Below are 19,237 nucleotides of genomic sequence, written 5' to 3'. Positions count from 1 at the left end.
TGGGGCGGATTATGCCTGATGAACCTTGGAAATTTGTTGTCTGTTCTGGCCCCATCGCTGGCAAGCCAGCTCCCACAAAGATCTTTGTCGTTCACACAACCCGTGGGAGCTGGCTTGCCAGCGATGAAAGCAACTCGGTATCAAGCCTGCTCGAGGGCCACGCCGGCGCCAACCAGCCCGGAATACGGTGCCGTCACCAGCCACACCGGAATGCCTTTGAAGTAATCGCTCATGCAGCCCTTGTCGGCAAAACTGCGGGCGAAACCACTTTCGAGGAAGAAGTCGGCAAAACGCGGAATCACCCCACCGACGATAAACACCCCACCCCGTGCGCCCGTGGTCAGCACGTTGTTACCGGCCACGCGGCCGAGCCAGCAGCAGAACTGCTCCAGCACTTCCAGGGCAATCGGATCGCCTGCAAGGCCAGCGGCCGTAATGGCTTCTGGCGTTTCGAGCGTCGGTTCATGGCCATCCACCGCACAAATCGCCCGATAGACACGCGGCAAACCACCACCACTCAATGCAGTCTCCGCGCTGACATGGCCGATCTCGTTGTGGATGTGCTGCCACAGCTGTGTTTCACGCGGGCTGCTCAACGGCAGATCAACGTGACCACCCTCGCCCGGCAGCGCCGCAAATCGACCCTCGCCCAGATCGAGCAAAGTACCGACGCCAAGGCCGGTGCCCGGACCAATCACCACCGAAGGACGCAACGGTTCTGGCGTGCCTTCGCAAACCACACGGAATTCACCCGGCTGCAAACGCGTCATGCCCAGCGCCATTGCCGAGAAGTCATTGACCAGCAACAGCTGCTCGACCTGCAAAATGTTGCAGAACGCTTTGCGGCTCAGCCGCCAGTGGTTGTTGGTGAACTTGAATTCATCGCCACTGACCGGGCCGGCCACCGACAGGCACACCGAACCGATAGCGCCCGGCGCCAGACCGAGCCCGCTCAGGTAGAGGCTGATGGCCTCTTCCGGGCTGGCATGGTCGGCCGTGGCCAGCACCTGAATCGATTCCAGTTGCTGGTTTTTCCACAACGCGAACCGCGCGTTGGTGCCTCCGATGTCACCGACCAAAGCCAGTTTCAATTAAGCGTCTCCAGGGCAGAAGTGAAGGCGCTGGCGCCCTGCTCCGCCGAGCTGAAGGCCACGCGCATGAAACCGAACAGTTCGCGACCGCTGCCGATGTTGTTGCCCAACAGGCCTTTGGCGGGTTCGCGCGCTGCAAATTCGTCGGCGTCCACTTTAATTTCCAAAGTGCCTTTGACGCCATCGACGCGGATGATATCGCCCTCTTGCACGCGAGCCAAAGCACCACCGACATAAGCTTCCGGGCTGACATGGATCGCCGCCGGGATTTTCCCCGAGGCGCCCGACATGCGCCCGTCCGTCACCAGCGCCACTTTGAAGCCGCGATCCTGCAGCACGCCAAGGAACGGCGTCATCTTGTGCAACTCGGGCATGCCGTTGGAACGCGGGCCCTGGAAGCGCATCACGGCGACGAAATCCTTCTCCAGCAAACCGGCCTTGAACGCATCGGCCAGATCCTGTTGATCCTGGAACACCATGGCCGGCGCTTCAACAATCTGGTTTTCCAGCGCCACGGCAGACACCTTCATCACACCGCGACCGAGATTGCCCTCCATCACCCGCAGACCACCCTCCGGCGAGAACGCGCGTGCCACCGGGCGCAAAATGTTTTCGTCGAGGCTGTCGACCGGACCTTCACGCCAAACCAGTTCGCCGTTATCGAGGAACGGCTCTTTGGTGTACTTGCTCAAGCCGTGGCCGAGCACGGTGTTGACGTCTTCGTGCAGCAGGCCGGCACCGAGCAGTTCACGGATCAGGAACGACATGCCGCCCGCTGCCTGGAAGTGATTGATGTCGGCTTTGCCGTTCGGGTAAACGTGGCTCAGGGTCGGCACGACTTCGGAGAGGTCTGCCATGTCCTGCCAGGTCAGTTGAATGCCCGCGGCCATGGCGATGGCCGGCATGTGCAGGGTGTGGTTGGTCGAGCCGCCGGTGGCGTGCAGCGCGACGATCGAGTTGACCAGCGACTTCTCGTCGACGATTTCGCCGATCGGCATGAAGTTGCCGTTCTGCTTGGTCAGGCGCGTAACTTGATGCGCCGCTTCGCGGGTCAGTGCATCACGCAGCGGCGTGTTCGGGTTGACGAAAGAGGCGCCCGGCAAGTGCAGGCCCATGACTTCCATCAGCAACTGGTTGGTGTTGGCGGTGCCGTAGAACGTGCAGGTGCCCGGGCTGTGGTAGGACTTCATCTCCGATTCCAGCAGCTCTTCGCGGGTCGCTTTGCCTTCGGCGTACTTCTGCCGGACGTCGGCTTTTTCCTTGTTGGAAATGCCCGAGACCATCGGCCCGCCCGGCACAAAGATTGTCGGCAGATGACCGAAACGCAGCGAGCCCATCATCAGGCCCGGCACGATCTTGTCGCAGATGCCGAGCATCAGCGCGCCGTCGAACATGTTGTGGGACAACGCCACCGCCGTCGACATCGCGATCACTTCGCGGCTCGGCAGGCTCAGTTCCATGCCCGGTTCGCCTTGGGTCACGCCATCACACATCGCCGGAGTGCCGCCAGCGAACTGGCCGACCGAACCGATCTCACGCAAGGCGTTTTTGATCTGCTCAGGGAAGACCTCGTACGGCTGGTGTGCCGAAAGCATGTCGTTATACGAAGAAACAATGGCGATGTTCGCCGAGTTCATCATCCGCAAGCTGTGCTTGTCTTCAGTGCCACACCCGGCCACACCGTGGGCGAAGTTGGCGCATTGCAGCTTGCCGCGCATCGGGCCGTCAGTTGCAGCGCCGCGAATCAGCGCAAGGTAAGCCTGACGCGTGGCGCGGCTGCGGGCGATAAGCCGTTCGGTGACCTCAAGGACGCGGGGATGCATGTGTAGAACTCCAGGCTAACGGAAATGGCGACCTGATTGTCTATGCTGATCAAGGGCCCGCGCATTCGGGATGACGGACGGTTTTCTTGATCATTCGGACCAGTTGATTCAGGTCACTCGTTGTAGATAAGACAAAATATTGCCACTAAAAAGGCTTGTTTTCTATTTTTATGCGAATAATCTTGTAATTCCAACAACAAAACGACGGCGGCGCTGTTCCATGACTCTTCGAATCGCAATCAATGGTTTTGGCCGCATCGGCCGTAATGTCCTGCGCGCACTGTATACCCAAGGCTATCGACAGGATCTGCAGATTGTCGCCATCAACGATCTGGGCGACAGCTCAATCAATGCGCATCTGCTCAAATACGACACCGTTCATGGCACGTTCGACGCCGAAGTGGCGCACGACAACGAAAGCCTGACCGTCAACGGCGACCGCATTGCGGTGAGCGCCATTCGCAACCCGGCCGAGCTGCCATGGGCTGCGGAAAAAATCGATGTCGTCTTCGAATGCACCGGTCTGTTTACCGACCGTGCCAAAGCCGCTGCGCATATTACGGCCGGCGCGCGCAAAGTGATCATCTCGGCCCCGGCCAAAGGTGCCGATGCCACCGTCGTTTACGGTGTGAACCACGATATTCTGCGCCAGTCGCACCAGATCATCTCCAACGCTTCGTGCACCACCAACTGCCTGGCACCGGTGGCGCAAGTGCTGCACCGCGAGCTGGGCATCGAAAGCGGTCTGATGACCACGATCCACGCTTACACCAACGATCAGAACCTGACCGACGTCTACCACACCGACCCGTACCGCGCGCGTTCGGCCACGCAGAACATGATCCCGAGCAAGACCGGCGCCGCTGAAGCGGTGGGCCTGGTGCTACCGGAACTGGCGGGCAAACTGACCGGCATGGCCGTGCGGGTGCCGGTGATCAATGTGTCGCTGGTGGATCTGACCGTACAACTGAAGAAAGAAGCCACGGCCGAGGAAGTCAACGCACTGCTCAAGGCTGCCAGCCAACATTCGAAAATTTTGGGTTACAACACGTTGCCGCTGGTTTCCAGCGACTTCAACCACAACCCGCTGTCGTCGATCTTCGACGCCAACCACACCAAATCCAGCGGCAAACTGCTGAAAGTGCTGGCCTGGTACGACAACGAGTGGGGCTTCTCCAACCGCATGCTGGATAACTGCCTGGCGCTGTGTAACGCCGAGTAATCCCCCGCCCCACCCCTGATCCCTGTGGGAGCTGGCTTGCCAGCGATGAGGCAGGCACATCCAACATGGATATTGCCTGGCCCATCGCCATCGCTGGCAAGCCAACTCCCACAAGGTCGGTTATTCCCATTCAAAATCAATACTTGACCATTCAGCTAGATGATAAGCATTATCATTCGCTTGAAATGGATCAGGTCCTCCCGTGAGTCAATCGCGCTTCAACCACGTCTTCCTCACCCAGCGCATTTCTTTGCTGCGTACGCTGGAACGGATGGTCAACAATCACAGCACCGCTGAAGACCTGCTGCAGGAGACCTATCTGCGCGTGGCACGGGCGCTGAACGAGCGGGCCATCGATCACCTCGAACCCTTTGTCTTCCAGACCGCACGCAACCTGGCGCTCGATCATCTGCGTGCGCGCAAGATCCATTCGCGAACCATGGTCGATGACGTGCCGCAAGAAATTGTGCACAGCATCGCCGCCCCGGCCAGCAGCGCCGAAGACGCCGCCCACGCCGAACAAATGCTGGAGCGTTTGAACGTGAGTCTCAGTCAACTCAGCCCGCGCCAGCAGCAGATCTTCATCCTCAGCCGCCTGCACGGGCACAGTTATCAGGAAATCGCGCAAGAACTGAGCGTGTCCCTCAGCACCGTGCAGAAAGAACTCAAACTGATCATGAGCATTTGCATCGGCGTTGCCGAGCGACACGACAGCAGCGGCAAGCTGTAAGCTTCACGCTCCCAGTAAAAACGAAAAGCAGTTCACGCGTCTGGCTTGCAGCTTGAAACTTGAAACTGCTTCGCCAGAAGCCCGAGGAAACACCGTGACGGACACCCATCGCTCGCCTTCGTCCCCGTCGGCGCAGGACGCTGCAAGTGCAATGGACCAGGCCCTGGACTGGCTCATCGTGCTCGGCAGTCCGGACGAGGAGCAGACCCGGCAGTTCCATGCCTGGCTGGCAGCGGACCCATTGAATGCCGAGGCGTTCGCCAAGGCTCAGGCAATCTGGGACGGTCCGCAAATTGCCCAGTGCGCGCAAAACCTGGCTTCAAAACCCGCGAAAGTCACCTTCCTCCAGCGGCTGCGTCCACACTGGAAACCACTGGCCACCGCCGCCGTTCTGGTGCTTGGTCTGTTCAGTTTCAGCAACCTGCCGATGCGGTTGCAGGCCGATCACCTGACCGTGGTTGGCGAACGTCAGCGCTTGCAACTGGAGGACGGTTCGCAGGTCCTGCTCAACACCGACTCGGCGTTCTCCAGCACCATCGATGATCAGCAGCGCGTCGCGCGGTTGTATCAGGGCGAAGCGTTTTTCGAGGTCGCAGCCAATCGCAATCAACCGCTGGAAATTGACGCCGGCCCGGTCAAGGCCAGCGTGCGTGACACCGCGTTCGCCGTGCGCTATCTGGACGGGATCGCGCAGGTCAATGTGCAGCGTGGCGATGTCGATTTGCGCGCCACCCACAACGATGCGCGGATGCGCCTGTCTGCCGGGGAAAGCATCCGCATCGGCCCCAACGGTTTCGATCGCCCGGCCAAACTCGACGCGGCCACCGAGCTGGCGTGGGTGCAGGGTCGACTGGTGTTCGAGAACTGCCCGCTGAATCAGGTACTGGCCGAATTGCGCCGCTACTATCCAGGCTGGATCATCAACAACAACGAGCAGTTGGCCGACGTTGCCGTGACCGGCAATTACCGCCTCGATCAGCCGCTCGACGTGGTGCGTTCTCTGGCGCACATCACCTCGGCGCGTCTGCAGGAATTCCCGGCGCTGGTCATCTTGAACTAAATGAGAATTATTTTTACTCGATAGCGTGAGCGCGTTCGTCTAGTTATAGCCAATGCAATTGATTCGCATCCTCGGATGAGAATCAGCAACTATAAAGATTCGTGCGACACGGAGCGCTATCGATGTCCCTTCGCCTTACCCGCCAGACTTCTTCCCCTTCCCGCGTATTGTCGCTGCTGACCGCGGCCATCCTCATGGCCGGCACCGCGCCACTGATGGCTGCGACCGAGCAACCGGCGCGCAACATGGGTGATTACTCTTTCTCTATCAGTCAGCAGCCGCTGGTGTCGGCGCTCAACGCGTTCACCACCGTAACCGGTTGGCAGATCGGCTTGCCGGCAGAACTGGGTCAGGGCATCTCGTCGCCGGGTGTGCGCGGCTCTCTGCCACCGGAAAAAGCCTTGGAGCGTCTGTTGGTGGGGACCAACCTGAGCTTCCGCAAGCTGAGCAACAACAACGTCGTGCTGGAGAAGCGCAGCAGCAGCGGCGCACTGAATCTGGATCAGGTGACCATCAGCGCCACCCGCCAGGAACAGTCGGTGAACAGCGTGCCAAGCACCGTCACCGTGCACACCCGTGAAGAACTCGATCGCAACAACGTCAACTCCATCAAGGATCTGGTGCGCTATGAGCCGGGCGTGTCGGTCGGCGGCGCCGGTCAGCGTGGCGGCATCAGCGGTTACAACATCCGCGGCATCGACGGCGACCGGATTCTGACCCAGGTTGACGGCGTCGAAGTGCCGGACGGTTTCTTCAACGGTCCGTACGCCAAGACCCAGCGCAATTACGTCGACCCGGAAATCGTCAAACGCGTCGAGATCCTCCGTGGCCCGGCGTCGGTGCTGTACGGCAGCAACGCCATTGGCGGCGCCGTCAGCTATTACACGCTCGACCCGGACGACATCATCAAGCCTGGCAACGATGTTGGCGCGCGCCTGAAAACCGGTTACAGCTCGGCCGATGAAAGCTGGCTGAAATCCGCCACCGTCGCCGGCCGTGCCGATCAATTCGACGGTTTGCTGCACTACAGCCAGCGCGACGGTCACGAAACCGACTCCTACGGCAGCCACAACGGCACCGGCCTTGAGCGCACCGCCGCTAACCCGGAAGACGTCAAGGCGAGCAACGTGCTGGCCAAGATCGGCTGGAACTACAACGAAGATTCGCGCCTGGGCCTGACTTACGAAAAGTACAAGGATGATCGCGATACCGATCAGAAAAGCGCGTACGGCGGCCCGTACTTCAATGGCGCGCCAACCATCCCCAACAGCGTACTGCCCGGCGGCATGTACCAGTGGCGCACCGGCAACGACACCATTACCCGTGAGCGTTTCGGCCTTGAACACCGCTTCGCGCTCGACAGCTTGCTGGTGGACAACGTCAAGTGGAGCCTCAACCACCAGATCGCCAAGACCGACCAGAGCACCGAAGAGTATTACTACCCGATCACCCGAAAAGTGCTGCGCACCCGCGATACCGTTTACGAAGAAAAACAGTGGGTATTCGACGCGCAACTGGACAAGGCTTTTGCCATCGGTGACACCGATCACGTCCTGACTTACGGCACCACCATCAAGCAACAGAAAGTCACCGGTTCGCGCAGCGGCGACGGCAAGTGCCTGGCGGTTGGCCGTGGCTGCACTGCGATCGGCGCGACCAGTACCGCTGACGTGTTGGTGAAGGCCACCGACTTCCCGGATCCGACCATCAACACCTACAGCCTGTTCGCCCAGGATCAGATCAGCTGGAATGACTGGACCTTCCTGCCAGGCCTGCGCTATGACTACACCCAGCTCAAGCCGAAGATCACTCAGGAGTTCCTCAATACCGTGGCGGCCGATGGCCAAGGCACGGTCAGCGACAAGAACAAGACCTGGCATAAAGTCTCGCCGAAATTCGGTCTGACCTATGCCCTGAGCGAAAACTACACCTGGTACGGTCAATACGCCGAAGGTTTCCGCACGCCCACCGCGAAAGCCCTGTACGGCCGCTTCGAGAACAGCACCACCGGTTACCACGTGGCGCCGAACCCGGACCTGGAACCGGAAAAAAGCAAAAGCTACGAAACCGGCCTGCGCGGTAACTTCGAGCATGGCTCATTCGATGTGGCGGTGTTCTATAACAAGTACCGCGACTTCATCAACGAAGACGCGGTGTCGCCGGGTTACAACGAGCTGACCTTCCAGTCGAGCAACATCAAGCACGCGACCATCAAGGGTGCTGAAGTCAAAGGTCGTCTGAACCTTGACGCGTTCGGCGCACCGCAGGGCCTCTACACCCAAGGCTCGATTGCCTATGCCTACGGTCGCAACAACGACAGTGGCGAGCCGCTCAACAGCGTTAACCCGCTGACCGGTGTGTTCGGTTTGGGCTACGACCAGGACAACTACGGCGGCCTGCTGAGCTGGACCGTGGTGAAGAAGAAGGATCGCGTCGACGACAGCAACTTCAAGTCGCCGGACGGCGTCAGCAGCCAGTTCAAGTCGCCGGGTTTCGGCATTCTTGATATGACCGCGTTCTACAAAGTCACCAACGACGTCACCGTCAGCGGCGGCATTTACAACCTGACCGACAAGAAATACTGGCTGTGGGATGACGTGCGCGGTTACGACAGCGTCGGCGAAGCGTCGGTGACGCAACCGGCCAACCTTGATCGCCTGACCCAACCGGGTCGCAACTTCGCGATCAATCTGATCTGGGACATCTGACCCCACCCACCTCACTGCGCGTGTTCAAGCACCGCGCCGTGAGGCTTTTTTTACTGTCCGGCGCTTGCCCGTTCGTCTTGTTATCAAGCGCCTCATTTATCAAGGACACGTCATGACCTCTTCGGAAAAAGCCCTGCGTTCACAACGCCTGAACCAGATCACCCACGAGCCGCACAGCAAACTCGACACCTTGGTCAAAGCCCATGCGCCGTTTGAAACCCGCGCCAGCTTCGCCCGTTTCGTGGTCGCGCAATACCTGTTCCAGTCGGAACTGGTTGCGCTGTACAACGATGCCGAACTGACTGCGATCGTGCCCGACCTGCCGGCTCGCTGCCGCGCCGACGCGGCCAAGGCTGACCTGGCAGATCTCGATACCGAAGTGCCGGGCCCGGTACCCGGCGCGGTGAAGAACCCGAGCAAGGCGCGGGCGCTGGGCTGGATCTTCGTTTCCGAAGGTTCGAAGCTCGGTGCTGCGTTTCTGATCAAACGCGCCGTGGCGCTGGAGCTGAGTGAAACCTTTGGCGCCCGTCATTTGAGTGAGCCTGAAGGTGGCCGTGCTGAAGGCTGGAAGCGCTTTGTGCGTACTCTCGACTCGCTGCAGTTCAGCGCCGAAGAAGAGGCTGAAGTCGAGCAAGGCGCGCTCGATGCGTTCAACCGCTTCACCGTGCTGCTGGAACAGGCTTACGCCACAGAAACCGAAATGGCCTGATCCCTGGGCACAGAACAAAACCCTGTGGGCGCTGGCTTGCCAGCGATGAGGGCTGGTCAGTCTCCATTTATGTTGCCTGACCCACCGCTATCGCTGGCAAGCCAGCTCCCACAGGGAACAGAGTAAGTCTGTAAGATCCCCGTCTCGCCTCACAGCAATCCCGAGCCCATGCCGCAACCAGCCTCCTCCAAACTCGTCCGCCTGCTGTTCGGTCTGTTGGCCTATGTCAGCCTCGGCATCGGCCTGATCGCCATTGTCGTACCCGGGTTGCCGACCACCGAGTTCATCCTCCTCGCCGCCTGGGCGGCCACCCGCAGTTCTCCGCGCCTGAGTGCCTGGCTGGAAAATCATCGGCTGTTCGGGCCAATCCTGAATAACTGGCGCAACGGCAAGATCATCGCGCGCAAGGCCAAAGTCAGCGCCACGGTGAGCATGTTGCTGTGTGCGACATTGATGCTGGTAATGCTCGATCACGGCTGGCCGATCTATCTGGCAATGGCCGGGATGGGGTTGGGCAATCTGTGGATCTGGTCGCGGCCCGAGCCACGCGCAAATCCTTCCTGAAACAACGCACTGCGTCTCACAGCTGAAACATCCCTGTAATTAATCCCCTTTTCAGCACATTCCCCTGCGCAAACGTTTAGCGCTGACCGTCCGTCGGCAAGCACCTCATGCGCTCTCGTTCCACGCCGATGAGCATTGAATGGCGCTGAATGGATTTGGCGATTCGGGTACCTCGTACCCACAGCCCCCCGTTTATTCATTCGCGAGATCGCCCCATGTTCGACTCTCTTTCCATTCGCCTGAAAATCGTTCTGCTCTCCGGTCTGTGCCTGCTCGGTGTGGTTGCGCTGATCGTCGGCATGAACATTTACCAGACTAACCAGAACGACGAACTGGTCAGCCATTCCAGCAGCAAGATGCTCACGGCCAGTGTGCAAGACTTGCTGCAGGCCAAAGCCGCCGAACAGGCGGTGCGGGTGCAAAAAACCTTCGGCGAAAGCCTGTTGGTGATCACCGGCCTCGCTGACCAGATCAAGGACATGCGCGTGATGGCCGCCAAGCGTTCGCTGGACGCCGGCGCCCTGCGTGAAGAGCTGAACCTGAGCCTGAAAACCGCCTTCGAGCGCAACGATAAAGTGCTCGGCATCTGGCTCGCTTTCGAACCCGATGGCCTCGATGGCAAGGACAGCGAGTTCGTCAACGACGCCGCGCGTCAGTCCAACGAAGCCGGGCGTTTCGCCACCTACTGGAGCCGCGCCGGTGGCGCATCACTGAACACGATCATGGTCGAAGAGGACCTGACCAAAACCACCCTGAGCGTCAGCGGTACGCCCTATAACAGCTGGTATACCTGCCCTCGCGACAGCAAGCGCACCTGCTTGCTCGACCCGTATTCCGACACCGTGGGCACCAAGGAAATGCTCATGACGACCATTTCGGTGCCATTGATCGTCGACGGTAAAACCATCGGTGTCGCTGGCGTCGATATCGCCCTCGATGCCTTGCAAGGAGCGGCCGTCGAGTCCCAGCGCTACCTGTTCAACAACGCCGGGCACATGCTGATTGTTTCAGGCAGCGGCGTGTTGGCTGCCGACAGTTCCGACGCGGCCAAGGTCGGCAAAAAGATCAGCGAGACCCTCGGTGCCGATGGCAATGAAGTGCTGCAACTGCTCGGCAGCGCAACGCCGAAAATCCTTGAACAGGGCGACCTGATCCGGGCGGTGTATCCGGTCGATCCGATTGGCAACTCGCGCGCCTGGGGCGTGGTCATCGACCTGCCCAAACAGGTGCTGCTGGCCGACTCGGTCAAGCTGCAAGCGGTGCTCGACGAAGCACAGCAAACCGGTGTGATCACTGCACTGGTAGTGGCTGTGGTCGCAGGTCTCATTGGCCTGCTGCTGATATGGCTCACCGCTTCCGGCGTCACTCGTCCCATCAACAGCGTTGCCGAGATGCTGAAAAACATCGCCAGCGGTGAAGGTGATCTGACCCAACGCCTGAACTACAGCAAGAAAGATGAACTGGGCGAACTGGTGAACTGGTTCAACCGCTTCCTCGACAAGCTGCAACCGACCATCGCCCAGATCAAACAGAGCATCACCGAGGCTCGCGGCACTGCCGACCAGTCTTCGGAAATCGCCCGTCAGACCAGTGAAGGCATGCAGGTGCAGTTCCGCGAAATCGACCAGGTCGCCACCGCCTCCAACGAAATGAGCGCCACCGCCCACGATGTCGCCAACAGCGCATCGAACGCGGCCAACGCCGCGAAAGGTGCCGACCAGTCGGCCAAGGACGGCATGTCGATCATCGAGCGCAGCACCCGCGACATCAATCAACTGGCCGATGAGGTCAGCAAAGCGGTGACCGAGGTCGAAGCACTGGCGGTCAACAGCGAGCAGATCGGTTCGGTACTGGAAGTGATCCGCAGCATCGCCGAACAGACCAATCTGCTGGCGCTCAACGCCGCCATCGAAGCCGCCCGCGCCGGTGAAAGCGGTCGCGGTTTTGCCGTGGTCGCGGATGAAGTGCGCAACCTGGCCAAGCGTACGCAGGATTCGGTGGAAGAAATTCGCATCGTCATCGAGAAGATTCAGACCGGCACTCGCGGCGTGGTTGCGACCATGCATTCGAGCCAGACCCAGGCGCACAACAACGCCGGGCAGATCCGCCAGGCCGTGGATGCGCTGGGCAAGATCAGTGATGCGGTAACCGTGATCAGCGACATGAACCTGCAAATCGCCAGCGCCGCCGAACAGCAGAGCGCAGTGGCTGAAGAGGTGAACCGCAACGTCTCGGCGATTCGTACGGTGACTGAAACCTTGACCGGGCAAGCGACGGAGTCGGCGGCGATCAGCAGCCAGCTCAATGCGCTGGCCAGTCAGCAGATGAAGTTGATGGATCAGTTCCGCGTCTAGTGGATCACCTCAAGTCCGTGTGGGAGCTGGCTTGCCAGCGATGACCGTGGATCAGTTGATACAGGGGTCGACTGACACACCGCTATCGCTGGCAACCCAGCTCCCACAGGGTCAAAGGCGCCCAATCCCTCCGGGAGAGGGCTGGGGTGAGGGTAGCGTTCTCAAAGCGACAACACACCGCTGTATAACCCATAAGCCGCCAACCCCGCGCCAATGATCACGCAGGTAAAAATCCCCTTCTCGACCGTGGTGAACAGCGGCTCGCCCTGCTCATGTTTGGCTTTGGCAAACAGGATCACCCCCGGCGCATACAGCAACGCCGACAGCAGCAGATATTTCATCCCGCCGGCATACAACAACCACACCGCATAACTCAGGGCGATGCCGCCGATCAGCAGATCCTTGGTGCGCTCGGCCGAGGCGTGTTCGTAGGTTTCCCCGCGCCCGCTCAATAACACCGCGTAGGCCGCCGACCACAGGTACGGCACCAGAATCATTGATGACGCCAGATAAATAAGACTGGTGTAAGTGCCCTCCGAAACGAGCGTGATCAGCAGGAATATCTGGATCATCACGTTGGTCAGCCACAATGCGTTGACCGGCACATGGTTGGCGTTTTCCTTTTTCAGGAACGCCGGCATGGTCTTGTCCCGGGCCGTGGCGAAAAGGATTTCGGCGCAGAGCAACGCCCACGACAGCAACGCCCCAAGCAGCGAGATCGCCAAACCGATGCTGATCGCCAGCGCCCCCCACGGCCCGACGATGTGTTCAAGCACCGCCGCCAGCGACGGGTTTTGCAGATTGGCCAGTTCCGGCTGGCTCATGATCCCCAGTGACAACACGTTGACCAGCACCAGTAGCGCCAGTACGCCGATGAATCCAATCACCGTGGCACGCCCGACATCGCTGCGTTTTTCCGCTCGCGCCGAGTACACGCTGGCGCCCTCGATGCCGATGAAGACGAACACCGTCACCAGCATCATGTTGCGCACCTGATCCATCACCCCGCCGAAACTCGGGTTGCTGCGGCCCCAGATGTCGCGGGTAAAAATGTCAGCCTTGAACGCCAGCGCGGCGATGACGATGAACATGATCAGCGGCACGATCTTGGCCACGGTGGTCACCTGGTTGATGAACGCCGCTTCCTTGATCCCGCGCATCACCAGAAAGTGCACGGCCCACAGCAACACCGACGCGCAGCCAATGGCGATCGGCGTATTGCCTTGGCCGAATACCGGAAAGAAATAACCGAGTGTGCTGAACAGCAGAACGAAGTAGCCGACATTGCCCAGCCAGGCACTGATCCAGTAACCCCAGGCGGACGAGAAGCCCATGTAGTCGCCAAACCCGGCCTTGGCGTAGGCGTAGACGCCGGAGTCCAGCTCAGGCTTGCGATTGGCCAGGGTTTGAAACACGAAGGCCAGGGTCAGCATGCCAATGGCAGTGATCCCCCAACCGATGAGGATCGCCCCCGCATCGGCGCGTGCCGCCATGTTCTGCGGCAGTGAAAAAATTCCGCCGCCAATCATCGATCCCACCACCAGAGCGATCAACGCACCAAGGCGCAGCTTTTGCGTCGGTTGCGACATTCCAGTCTCCCTTTTATGTGGTGAGCGATTATTTGTAACAACTATTAATTAGATAAATAAAGCAGGATGACGAATATCAGTTAACGCCAATAAATATATAGCGGATAAAGCTAACGCCTACCACGTTAAGACATTTTTGTGCGCTGATCCTGATAAATCAATTCTGTACTGAAAACAGAAGTGAAAAATTTGCCAAACCCGGAAAAAGAACTAGCGTCATAACTCGAAAGTAATAATAGCCATTCCCGACCACATCGCGAAAACCGTCTAGAACGGGTCTTGCAGACGGTCGCTTTATGCCTGAAGCGACTCCCTAAGTCATTCATTAACAATGGAATGTGACCATGAACTGATCTATGTCAGCTATTTGTACAGACAACAGAACTACGCTGTGATCTCTTCCTGCAATGGAGTCATGCAATGTCTGAAGCTCCCGGAAAACTAAGACTCGGCGCACTGGTTGCATTAGTCGTCGGCTCAATGATCGGTGGCGGGATATTCTCCTTGCCACAAAACATGGCCGCCAGTGCCGACGTCGGCGCGGTATTGATCGGTTGGGCGATCACCGCTGTCGGCATGCTCACCCTCGCTTTTGTCTTCCAGACCCTCGCCAATCGCAAGCCTGACCTGGACGGCGGTGTCTACGCTTACGCCAAGGCCGGATTCGGCGATTACATGGGTTTTTCCTCTGCTTGGGGCTACTGGATCAGTGCCTGGCTGGGCAACGTCGGGTACTTCGTTCTGCTGTTCAGCACCTTGGGTTATTTCTTCCCGATTTTCGGTGAAGGCAACACGGTTGCTGCGGTCATTGGTGCTTCGATTCTGTTGTGGGCGGTGCATTTCCTGGTACTTCGCGGGATCAAGGAAGCGGCCTTCATCAACCTCGTGACCACCGTCGCCAAAGTCGTGCCGCTGGTGCTGTTTGTGTTGATCGCCGTCTTCGCCTTCAAACTGGACATCTTCACCGCCGACATCTGGGGCCTGAAAAACCCGGATCTGGGCAGCGTGATGAACCAGGTACGCAACATGATGCTGGTCACTGTGTGGGTGTTCATCGGCATCGAGGGCGCAAGCATTTTCTCGGCCCGCGCTGAAAAACGCTCCGACGTGGGTAAAGCCACCGTGATCGGTTTCATCACCGTGCTGCTGTTTTTGATGCTGGTGAACGTGCTGTCGCTGGGCATCATGACTCAGCCAGAACTGGCCAAACTGCAGAACCCGTCGATGGCTGCCGTGCTTGAGCACGTGGTCGGTCCGTGGGGCGCAGCGCTGATCAGCGTCGGTCTGATCATCTCGCTGCTGGGGGCGCTGCTGTCGTGGGTGCTGCTGTGTGCGGAGATCATGTTCGCCGCCGCCAAAGACCACACCATGCCGGAGTTTCTGCGCAAGGAAAACGCCAACCACGTACCGGTCAACGCCCTGTGGCTGACCAACGCGATGGTGCAGATTTTCCTGGTCATCACCCTGTTCTCGGCCAGCACTTACCTGTCGCTGATCTACCTCGCCACGTCGATGATTCTGGTGCCGTATCTGTGGTCGGCGGCCTACGCCCTGCTGCTGGCAGTGCGCGGCGAAAGCTATGAAGGTTTCGCGGCCGAGCGGCGCAAGGATCTGATCATCGGCGGCATTGCCCTGATCTACGCGGTGTGGCTGCTGTACGCCGGCGGCGTGAAGTACCTGCTGCTCTCAGCCCTGCTTTATGCGCCCGGCGCGATCCTGTTCGCCAAGGCCAAGCTCGAACTCAAACAACCGGTTTTCACCAACGTCGAGAAGCTGATTTTCGCCGCAGTGGTCGTAGGCGCCCTGGTGGCTGCCTACGGACTGTATGACGGCTTCCTGACTCTGTAATTGCCAAACGTTTATCTCTGGAGGATCACTGCAATGACCACGGAAAAAGTTAAGTACGGCGTCCATTCCGAAGCCGGCAAACTGCGCAAAGTCATGGTTTGCTCCCCAGGTCTGGCCCATCAGCGGCTGACCCCGAACAACTGCGATGAACTGCTGTTCGACGATGTGCTGTGGGTTGCCCAGGCCAAGCGCGACCACTTCGACTTCGTCACCAAGATGCGTGAACGCGGGATCGACGTGCTGGAAATGCACAACCTGCTGACCGACATCGTCGCCATTCCCGAAGCGCTGGACTGGATTCTCGATCGCAAGGTCACTGCCGATTCGGTGGGCCTGGGCCTGATCAGCGAAGTGAAATCCTGGCTGAAAAGCCTTGAGCCACGGCACATCGCCGAATTCCTGATTGGCGGCGTGTCCGCCGATGATCTGCCGGACAGCTTCGGCGGCAAGATCATCGAGATGTATCGCGATTTCCTCGGCCACTCCAGCTTCATTCTGCCGCCGCTGCCGAACACCCAGTTCACCCGCGACACCACGTGCTGGATCTACGGCGGCGTGACGCTAAACCCGATGTACTGGCCGGCGCGTCGCCAGGAGACACTGCTGACCACCGCCATCTACAAATTCCATCCGCAGTTCACCAACGCCGAATTCGAGATCTGGTACGGCGACCCGGACAAGGACCACGGCAGCTCCACCCTTGAGGGCGGCGACGTCATGCCAATCGGCAACGGCGTGGTGTTGATCGGTATGGGCGAGCGTTCATCCCGTCAGGCCATCGGTCAATTGGCGCTGAATCTGTTCAAGAACAAAGCCGTGGAGAAAGTCATCGTTGCCGGCCTGCCGAAGTCTCGCGCCGCGATGCACCTGGACACCGTGTTCAGCTTCTGCGACCGCGACCTCGTGACGATTTTCCCGGAAGTGGTCAACCAGATCGTCGCCTTCACCCTGCGACCAGATGAAAGCAAACAGGGCGGCATCGACATTCGCCGCGAAGAAACCAGCTTCCTCGACACCGTCGCGGCCGCGCTCAATCTCAAAGCGCTGCGCGTGGTGGAAACCGGCGGCAACAGCTTCGCCGCCGAACGCGAGCAATGGGACGACGGCAACAACGTGGTGGCCGTGGAACCGGGCGTGGTCATCGGCTACGACCGCAACACCTACACCAACACCCTGCTGCGCAAGGCAGGTGTGGAAGTCATCACCATCAGCGCCGGTGAATTGGGCCGTGGCCGTGGCGGCGGCCACTGCATGACCTGCCCGATCATCCGCGACCCAATCGATTACTAAACCTCTGAGCCCTGGCCGGCACTTACAACGTGCGGCCAGGGGGATAACCGATACCGAAGGAGATCCATCATGGCTTTTAATATGCGCAACCGCAGTTTGCTGAGCTTGATGCACCACACCACTCGCGAACTGAATTACCTGATCGACCTGTCCCGCGACCTCAAACGCGCCAAGTACACCGGCACCGAGCGTCCACACCTGCAAGGCAAGAACATCGCGCTGATCTTCGAAAAAACCTCGACCCGCACCCGTTGCGCGTTCGAAGTCGCGGCCCACGACCAGGGTGCTCACGTCACCTACATCGACCCGGTGTCGTCCCAGATCGGCCACAAAGAAAGCATGAAAGACACCGCCCGCGTCCTCGGCCGGATGTTCGACGCCATCGAGTACCGTGGCTTTGAACAGGAAATCGTCGAAGAGCTGGCCAAGTACGCCGGCGTCCCGGTGTTCAACGGCCTGACCGCTGAATTCCACCCGACGCAAATGATCGCTGACGTGCTGACCATGCGCGAACACAGCGACAAGCCGATGCATGACATCAGCTACGCCTACCTCGGCGACGCCCGCTACAACATGGGCAACTCGCTGCTGATGATCGGCGCCAAACTCGGCATGGACGTGCGTATCGCTGCGCCGAAAGCCCTGTGGCCACACGCTGACTTCATCGCTCAATGCAAAGCGTTCGCCGAAGAAAGCGGCGCGCGCATCACCATCACCGAAGACCCGAAAGAAGCGGTCAAGGGTGTCGACTTCATCCACACCGACATCTGGGTGTCGATGGGTGAACCGGTGGAAGCGTGGGACGAGCGCATCGAGCAACTGCTGCCGTACCAGGTCAACACGCAGATGATGAAAGCCTCCGGTAATCCACGGGTGAAATTCATGCACTGCCTGCCAGCGTTCCACAACAGCGAAACCAAGGTGGGTAAAGACATCGCCGCGCGCTATCCGCACCTGGCCAATGGCGTCGAAGTAACAGAAGAAGTCTTCGAATCCCCGGCCAACATCGCCTTCGAGCAAGCGGAAAACCGCATGCACACGATCAAGGCGATTATCGTGTCGGCGTTGGCGGATATCTAAAAGCCTGACGCAATCTTTCCTGCAGGATCACCGATCCTGTGGGAGCTGGCTTGCCAGCGATGGGATGAACCCGGGCTTTCAGACAACCCGTGGTGACGCCATCGCTGGCAAGCCAGCTCCCACATGGATCGAGTACACATAGAAAGATTGCGTCGCTCGAAACTTCTCTGCTCAAAAGGACATGCACCATGCGTATCGTCGTAGCGTTGGGCGGTAACGCCCTGCTCCGCCGTGGTGAGCCGATGACCGCTGACAACCAGCGCGCCAACATCCGCATCGCCACCGAGCAAATCGCCAAGATCCATCCCGGCAACCAACTGGTCATCGCCCACGGCAATGGCCCGCAAGTCGGTCTGCTATCGCTGCAAGCGGCGGCCTATACCTCCGTCAGCCCTTACCCGCTGGACGTGCTCGGTGCCGAAACCGAAGGCATGATCGGCTACATCATCGAACAGGAACTGGGCAACCTGCTGGACTTCGAAGTACCGTTCGCCACCCTGCTCACCCAGGTCGAAGTCGACGCCAATGACCCGGCCTTCAAGAACCCGACCAAACCGATCGGCCCGGTCTACGAGAAAGCCGAAGCAGAAAAACTTGCCGCCGAGAAAGGTTGGGCCATCGCCGCGGACGGCGACAAGTTCCGCCGTGTGGTCGCCAGTCCACGTCCGAAACGCATCTTCGAAATCCGTCCGATCAAATGGCTGCTGGACAAGGGCAGCATCGTCATCTGCGCCGGTGGCGGCGGGATTCCGACCATGTACGACGAAAACCGCAACCTCAAGGGCATCGAAGCGGTGATCGACAAGGACTTGTGCTCCTCGCTGCTGGCGGAACAGCTTGAGGCGGATTTGCTGGTGATTGCCACTGACGTCAACGCCGCGTTCATCGATTACGGCAAGCCGACGCAGAAAGCCATCGCCGAGGCCCACCCGGACGAACTCGAACGCCTGGGCTTCGCCGCGGGCTCCATGGGACCAAAGGTTCAGGCAGCCTGCGAATTCGCGCGCCATACTGGCAAGGTCGCGGTGATCGGTTCGCTGGCGGACATCGAAGCGATTGTCCAGGGCACCGCCGGTACACGGATCAGCACGGCGAAAACCGGTATTACCTATCGATAATCAGAAACGCCGGGGGCAGGCCCAGGGCCTGCCCTTCTCCCATGCCTTGAA

General features: G+C 59.5%; 14 protein-coding genes and 1 pseudogene. 12 read left to right on the top strand and 3 right to left on the bottom strand.

Annotation, left to right across the window (positions count from 1 at the left end; translation table 11 throughout):
- Positions 1–140 precede the first annotated feature (140 nt).
- A complete protein-coding gene (locus AB4P91_RS12380; protein WP_150686894.1) occupies positions 141–1,091 on the bottom strand; it encodes a glucokinase in 951 nt (316 codons plus the stop codon).
- Positions 1,088–2,914: a phosphogluconate dehydratase gene (gene edd / locus AB4P91_RS12375; RefSeq protein WP_042560612.1), complete on the bottom strand. Its 1,827-nt coding sequence runs from the start codon at positions 2,912–2,914 to the stop codon at positions 1,088–1,090. The genes AB4P91_RS12380 and edd overlap by 4 nt, the downstream gene beginning before the upstream one ends.
- 220 nt (positions 2,915–3,134) lie before the next feature.
- Between edd and gap the strand changes: the two genes are divergently transcribed.
- The 8 genes and pseudogenes from gap (at position 3,135) to AB4P91_RS12335 (ending at position 12,261) form a co-directional block, all read left to right on the top strand.
- Positions 3,135–4,136, top strand: a complete 1,002-nt coding sequence (gap, locus tag AB4P91_RS12370) for a type I glyceraldehyde-3-phosphate dehydrogenase (protein ID WP_047300149.1) — start codon at positions 3,135–3,137, stop codon at positions 4,134–4,136.
- Between the two features lie 202 nt (positions 4,137–4,338).
- The gene (locus AB4P91_RS12365; RefSeq protein WP_042560613.1) at positions 4,339–4,866 is read left to right on the top strand and encodes an RNA polymerase sigma factor; all 528 of its coding nucleotides are present in this window, start codon (positions 4,339–4,341) and stop codon (positions 4,864–4,866) included.
- Positions 4,867–4,960: 94 nt separating this feature from the next.
- The gene (locus tag AB4P91_RS12360) at positions 4,961–5,926 is read left to right on the top strand and encodes a FecR family protein (RefSeq protein ID WP_395604880.1); all 966 of its coding nucleotides are present in this window, start codon (positions 4,961–4,963) and stop codon (positions 5,924–5,926) included.
- A gap of 122 nt (positions 5,927–6,048) precedes the next feature.
- Positions 6,049–8,634 (top strand): TonB-dependent receptor, encoded by a 2,586-nt coding sequence (locus AB4P91_RS12355; RefSeq protein WP_395604879.1) that lies wholly within the window; start codon positions 6,049–6,051, stop codon positions 8,632–8,634.
- A gap of 112 nt (positions 8,635–8,746) precedes the next feature.
- Positions 8,747–9,343: a biliverdin-producing heme oxygenase gene (locus AB4P91_RS12350; RefSeq protein ID WP_395604878.1), complete on the top strand. Its 597-nt coding sequence runs from the start codon at positions 8,747–8,749 to the stop codon at positions 9,341–9,343.
- A 168-nt stretch (positions 9,344–9,511) separates the two neighbouring features.
- Positions 9,512–9,907, top strand: coding sequence for a YbaN family protein (locus tag AB4P91_RS12345; RefSeq protein WP_150592882.1), 396 nt, complete (start codon positions 9,512–9,514; stop codon positions 9,905–9,907).
- Between the two features lie 149 nt (positions 9,908–10,056).
- Positions 10,057–11,355: pseudogene (locus tag AB4P91_RS12340) on the top strand (cache domain-containing protein); the annotation flags it as partial.
- Between the two features lie 150 nt (positions 11,356–11,505).
- The gene (locus tag AB4P91_RS12335) at positions 11,506–12,261 is read left to right on the top strand and encodes a methyl-accepting chemotaxis protein (protein ID WP_395599692.1); all 756 of its coding nucleotides are present in this window, start codon (positions 11,506–11,508) and stop codon (positions 12,259–12,261) included.
- Positions 12,262–12,422: 161 nt separating this feature from the next.
- Here the strand turns inward: AB4P91_RS12335 and arcD (AB4P91_RS12330) are convergent, their stop codons facing one another.
- The gene (gene arcD / locus AB4P91_RS12330) at positions 12,423–13,850 is read right to left on the bottom strand and encodes an arginine-ornithine antiporter (protein WP_150592880.1); all 1,428 of its coding nucleotides are present in this window, start codon (positions 13,848–13,850) and stop codon (positions 12,423–12,425) included.
- A gap of 420 nt (positions 13,851–14,270) precedes the next feature.
- Here arcD (AB4P91_RS12330) and arcD (AB4P91_RS12325) point away from each other — a divergent pair, with 420 nt between their 5' ends.
- The 4 genes from arcD (AB4P91_RS12325) (at position 14,271) to arcC (ending at position 19,186) form a co-directional block, all read left to right on the top strand.
- A complete protein-coding gene (gene arcD, locus AB4P91_RS12325) occupies positions 14,271–15,698 on the top strand; it encodes an arginine-ornithine antiporter (protein WP_150592879.1) in 1,428 nt (475 codons plus the stop codon).
- Positions 15,699–15,731: 33 nt separating this feature from the next.
- Complete coding sequence (arcA, locus tag AB4P91_RS12320; protein ID WP_150592878.1) at positions 15,732–16,988, top strand: arginine deiminase; 1,257 nt, start codon at positions 15,732–15,734, stop codon at positions 16,986–16,988.
- A 69-nt stretch (positions 16,989–17,057) separates the two neighbouring features.
- Complete coding sequence (locus AB4P91_RS12315; RefSeq protein WP_150592877.1) at positions 17,058–18,068, top strand: ornithine carbamoyltransferase; 1,011 nt, start codon at positions 17,058–17,060, stop codon at positions 18,066–18,068.
- A 188-nt stretch (positions 18,069–18,256) separates the two neighbouring features.
- A complete protein-coding gene (gene arcC, locus AB4P91_RS12310; RefSeq protein WP_150686896.1) occupies positions 18,257–19,186 on the top strand; it encodes a carbamate kinase in 930 nt (309 codons plus the stop codon).
- The last annotated feature ends 51 nt before the right edge of the window (positions 19,187–19,237 follow it).

Origin of the sequence: Pseudomonas sp. B21128 (genome assembly GCF_044218865.1) — a bacterium.
Lineage (GTDB): Bacteria > Pseudomonadota > Gammaproteobacteria > Pseudomonadales > Pseudomonadaceae > Aquipseudomonas > Aquipseudomonas iridis.
This window is presented reverse-complemented; position numbering and strand designations above follow the sequence as displayed.

Coding starts and splice junctions, on each gene's coding strand:
- gap (WP_047300149.1), top strand. CDS start 3,135: ATGACTCTTCGAATCGCAATCAATGGTTTTGGCCGCATCGGCCGTAAT.
- arcD (WP_150592879.1), top strand. CDS start 14,271: ATGTCTGAAGCTCCCGGAAAACTAAGACTCGGCGCACTGGTTGCATTA.
- AB4P91_RS12355 (WP_395604879.1), top strand. CDS start 6,049: ATGTCCCTTCGCCTTACCCGCCAGACTTCTTCCCCTTCCCGCGTATTG.
- arcA (WP_150592878.1), top strand. CDS start 15,732: ATGACCACGGAAAAAGTTAAGTACGGCGTCCATTCCGAAGCCGGCAAA.
- AB4P91_RS12350 (WP_395604878.1), top strand. CDS start 8,747: ATGACCTCTTCGGAAAAAGCCCTGCGTTCACAACGCCTGAACCAGATC.
- arcC (WP_150686896.1), top strand. CDS start 18,257: ATGCGTATCGTCGTAGCGTTGGGCGGTAACGCCCTGCTCCGCCGTGGT.
- AB4P91_RS12345 (WP_150592882.1), top strand. CDS start 9,512: ATGCCGCAACCAGCCTCCTCCAAACTCGTCCGCCTGCTGTTCGGTCTG.
- AB4P91_RS12335 (WP_395599692.1), top strand. CDS start 11,506: ATGCAGGTGCAGTTCCGCGAAATCGACCAGGTCGCCACCGCCTCCAAC.
- edd (WP_042560612.1), bottom strand. CDS start 2,914: ATGCATCCCCGCGTCCTTGAGGTCACCGAACGGCTTATCGCCCGCAGC.
- arcD (WP_150592880.1), bottom strand. CDS start 13,850: ATGTCGCAACCGACGCAAAAGCTGCGCCTTGGTGCGTTGATCGCTCTG.
- AB4P91_RS12315 (WP_150592877.1), top strand. CDS start 17,058: ATGGCTTTTAATATGCGCAACCGCAGTTTGCTGAGCTTGATGCACCAC.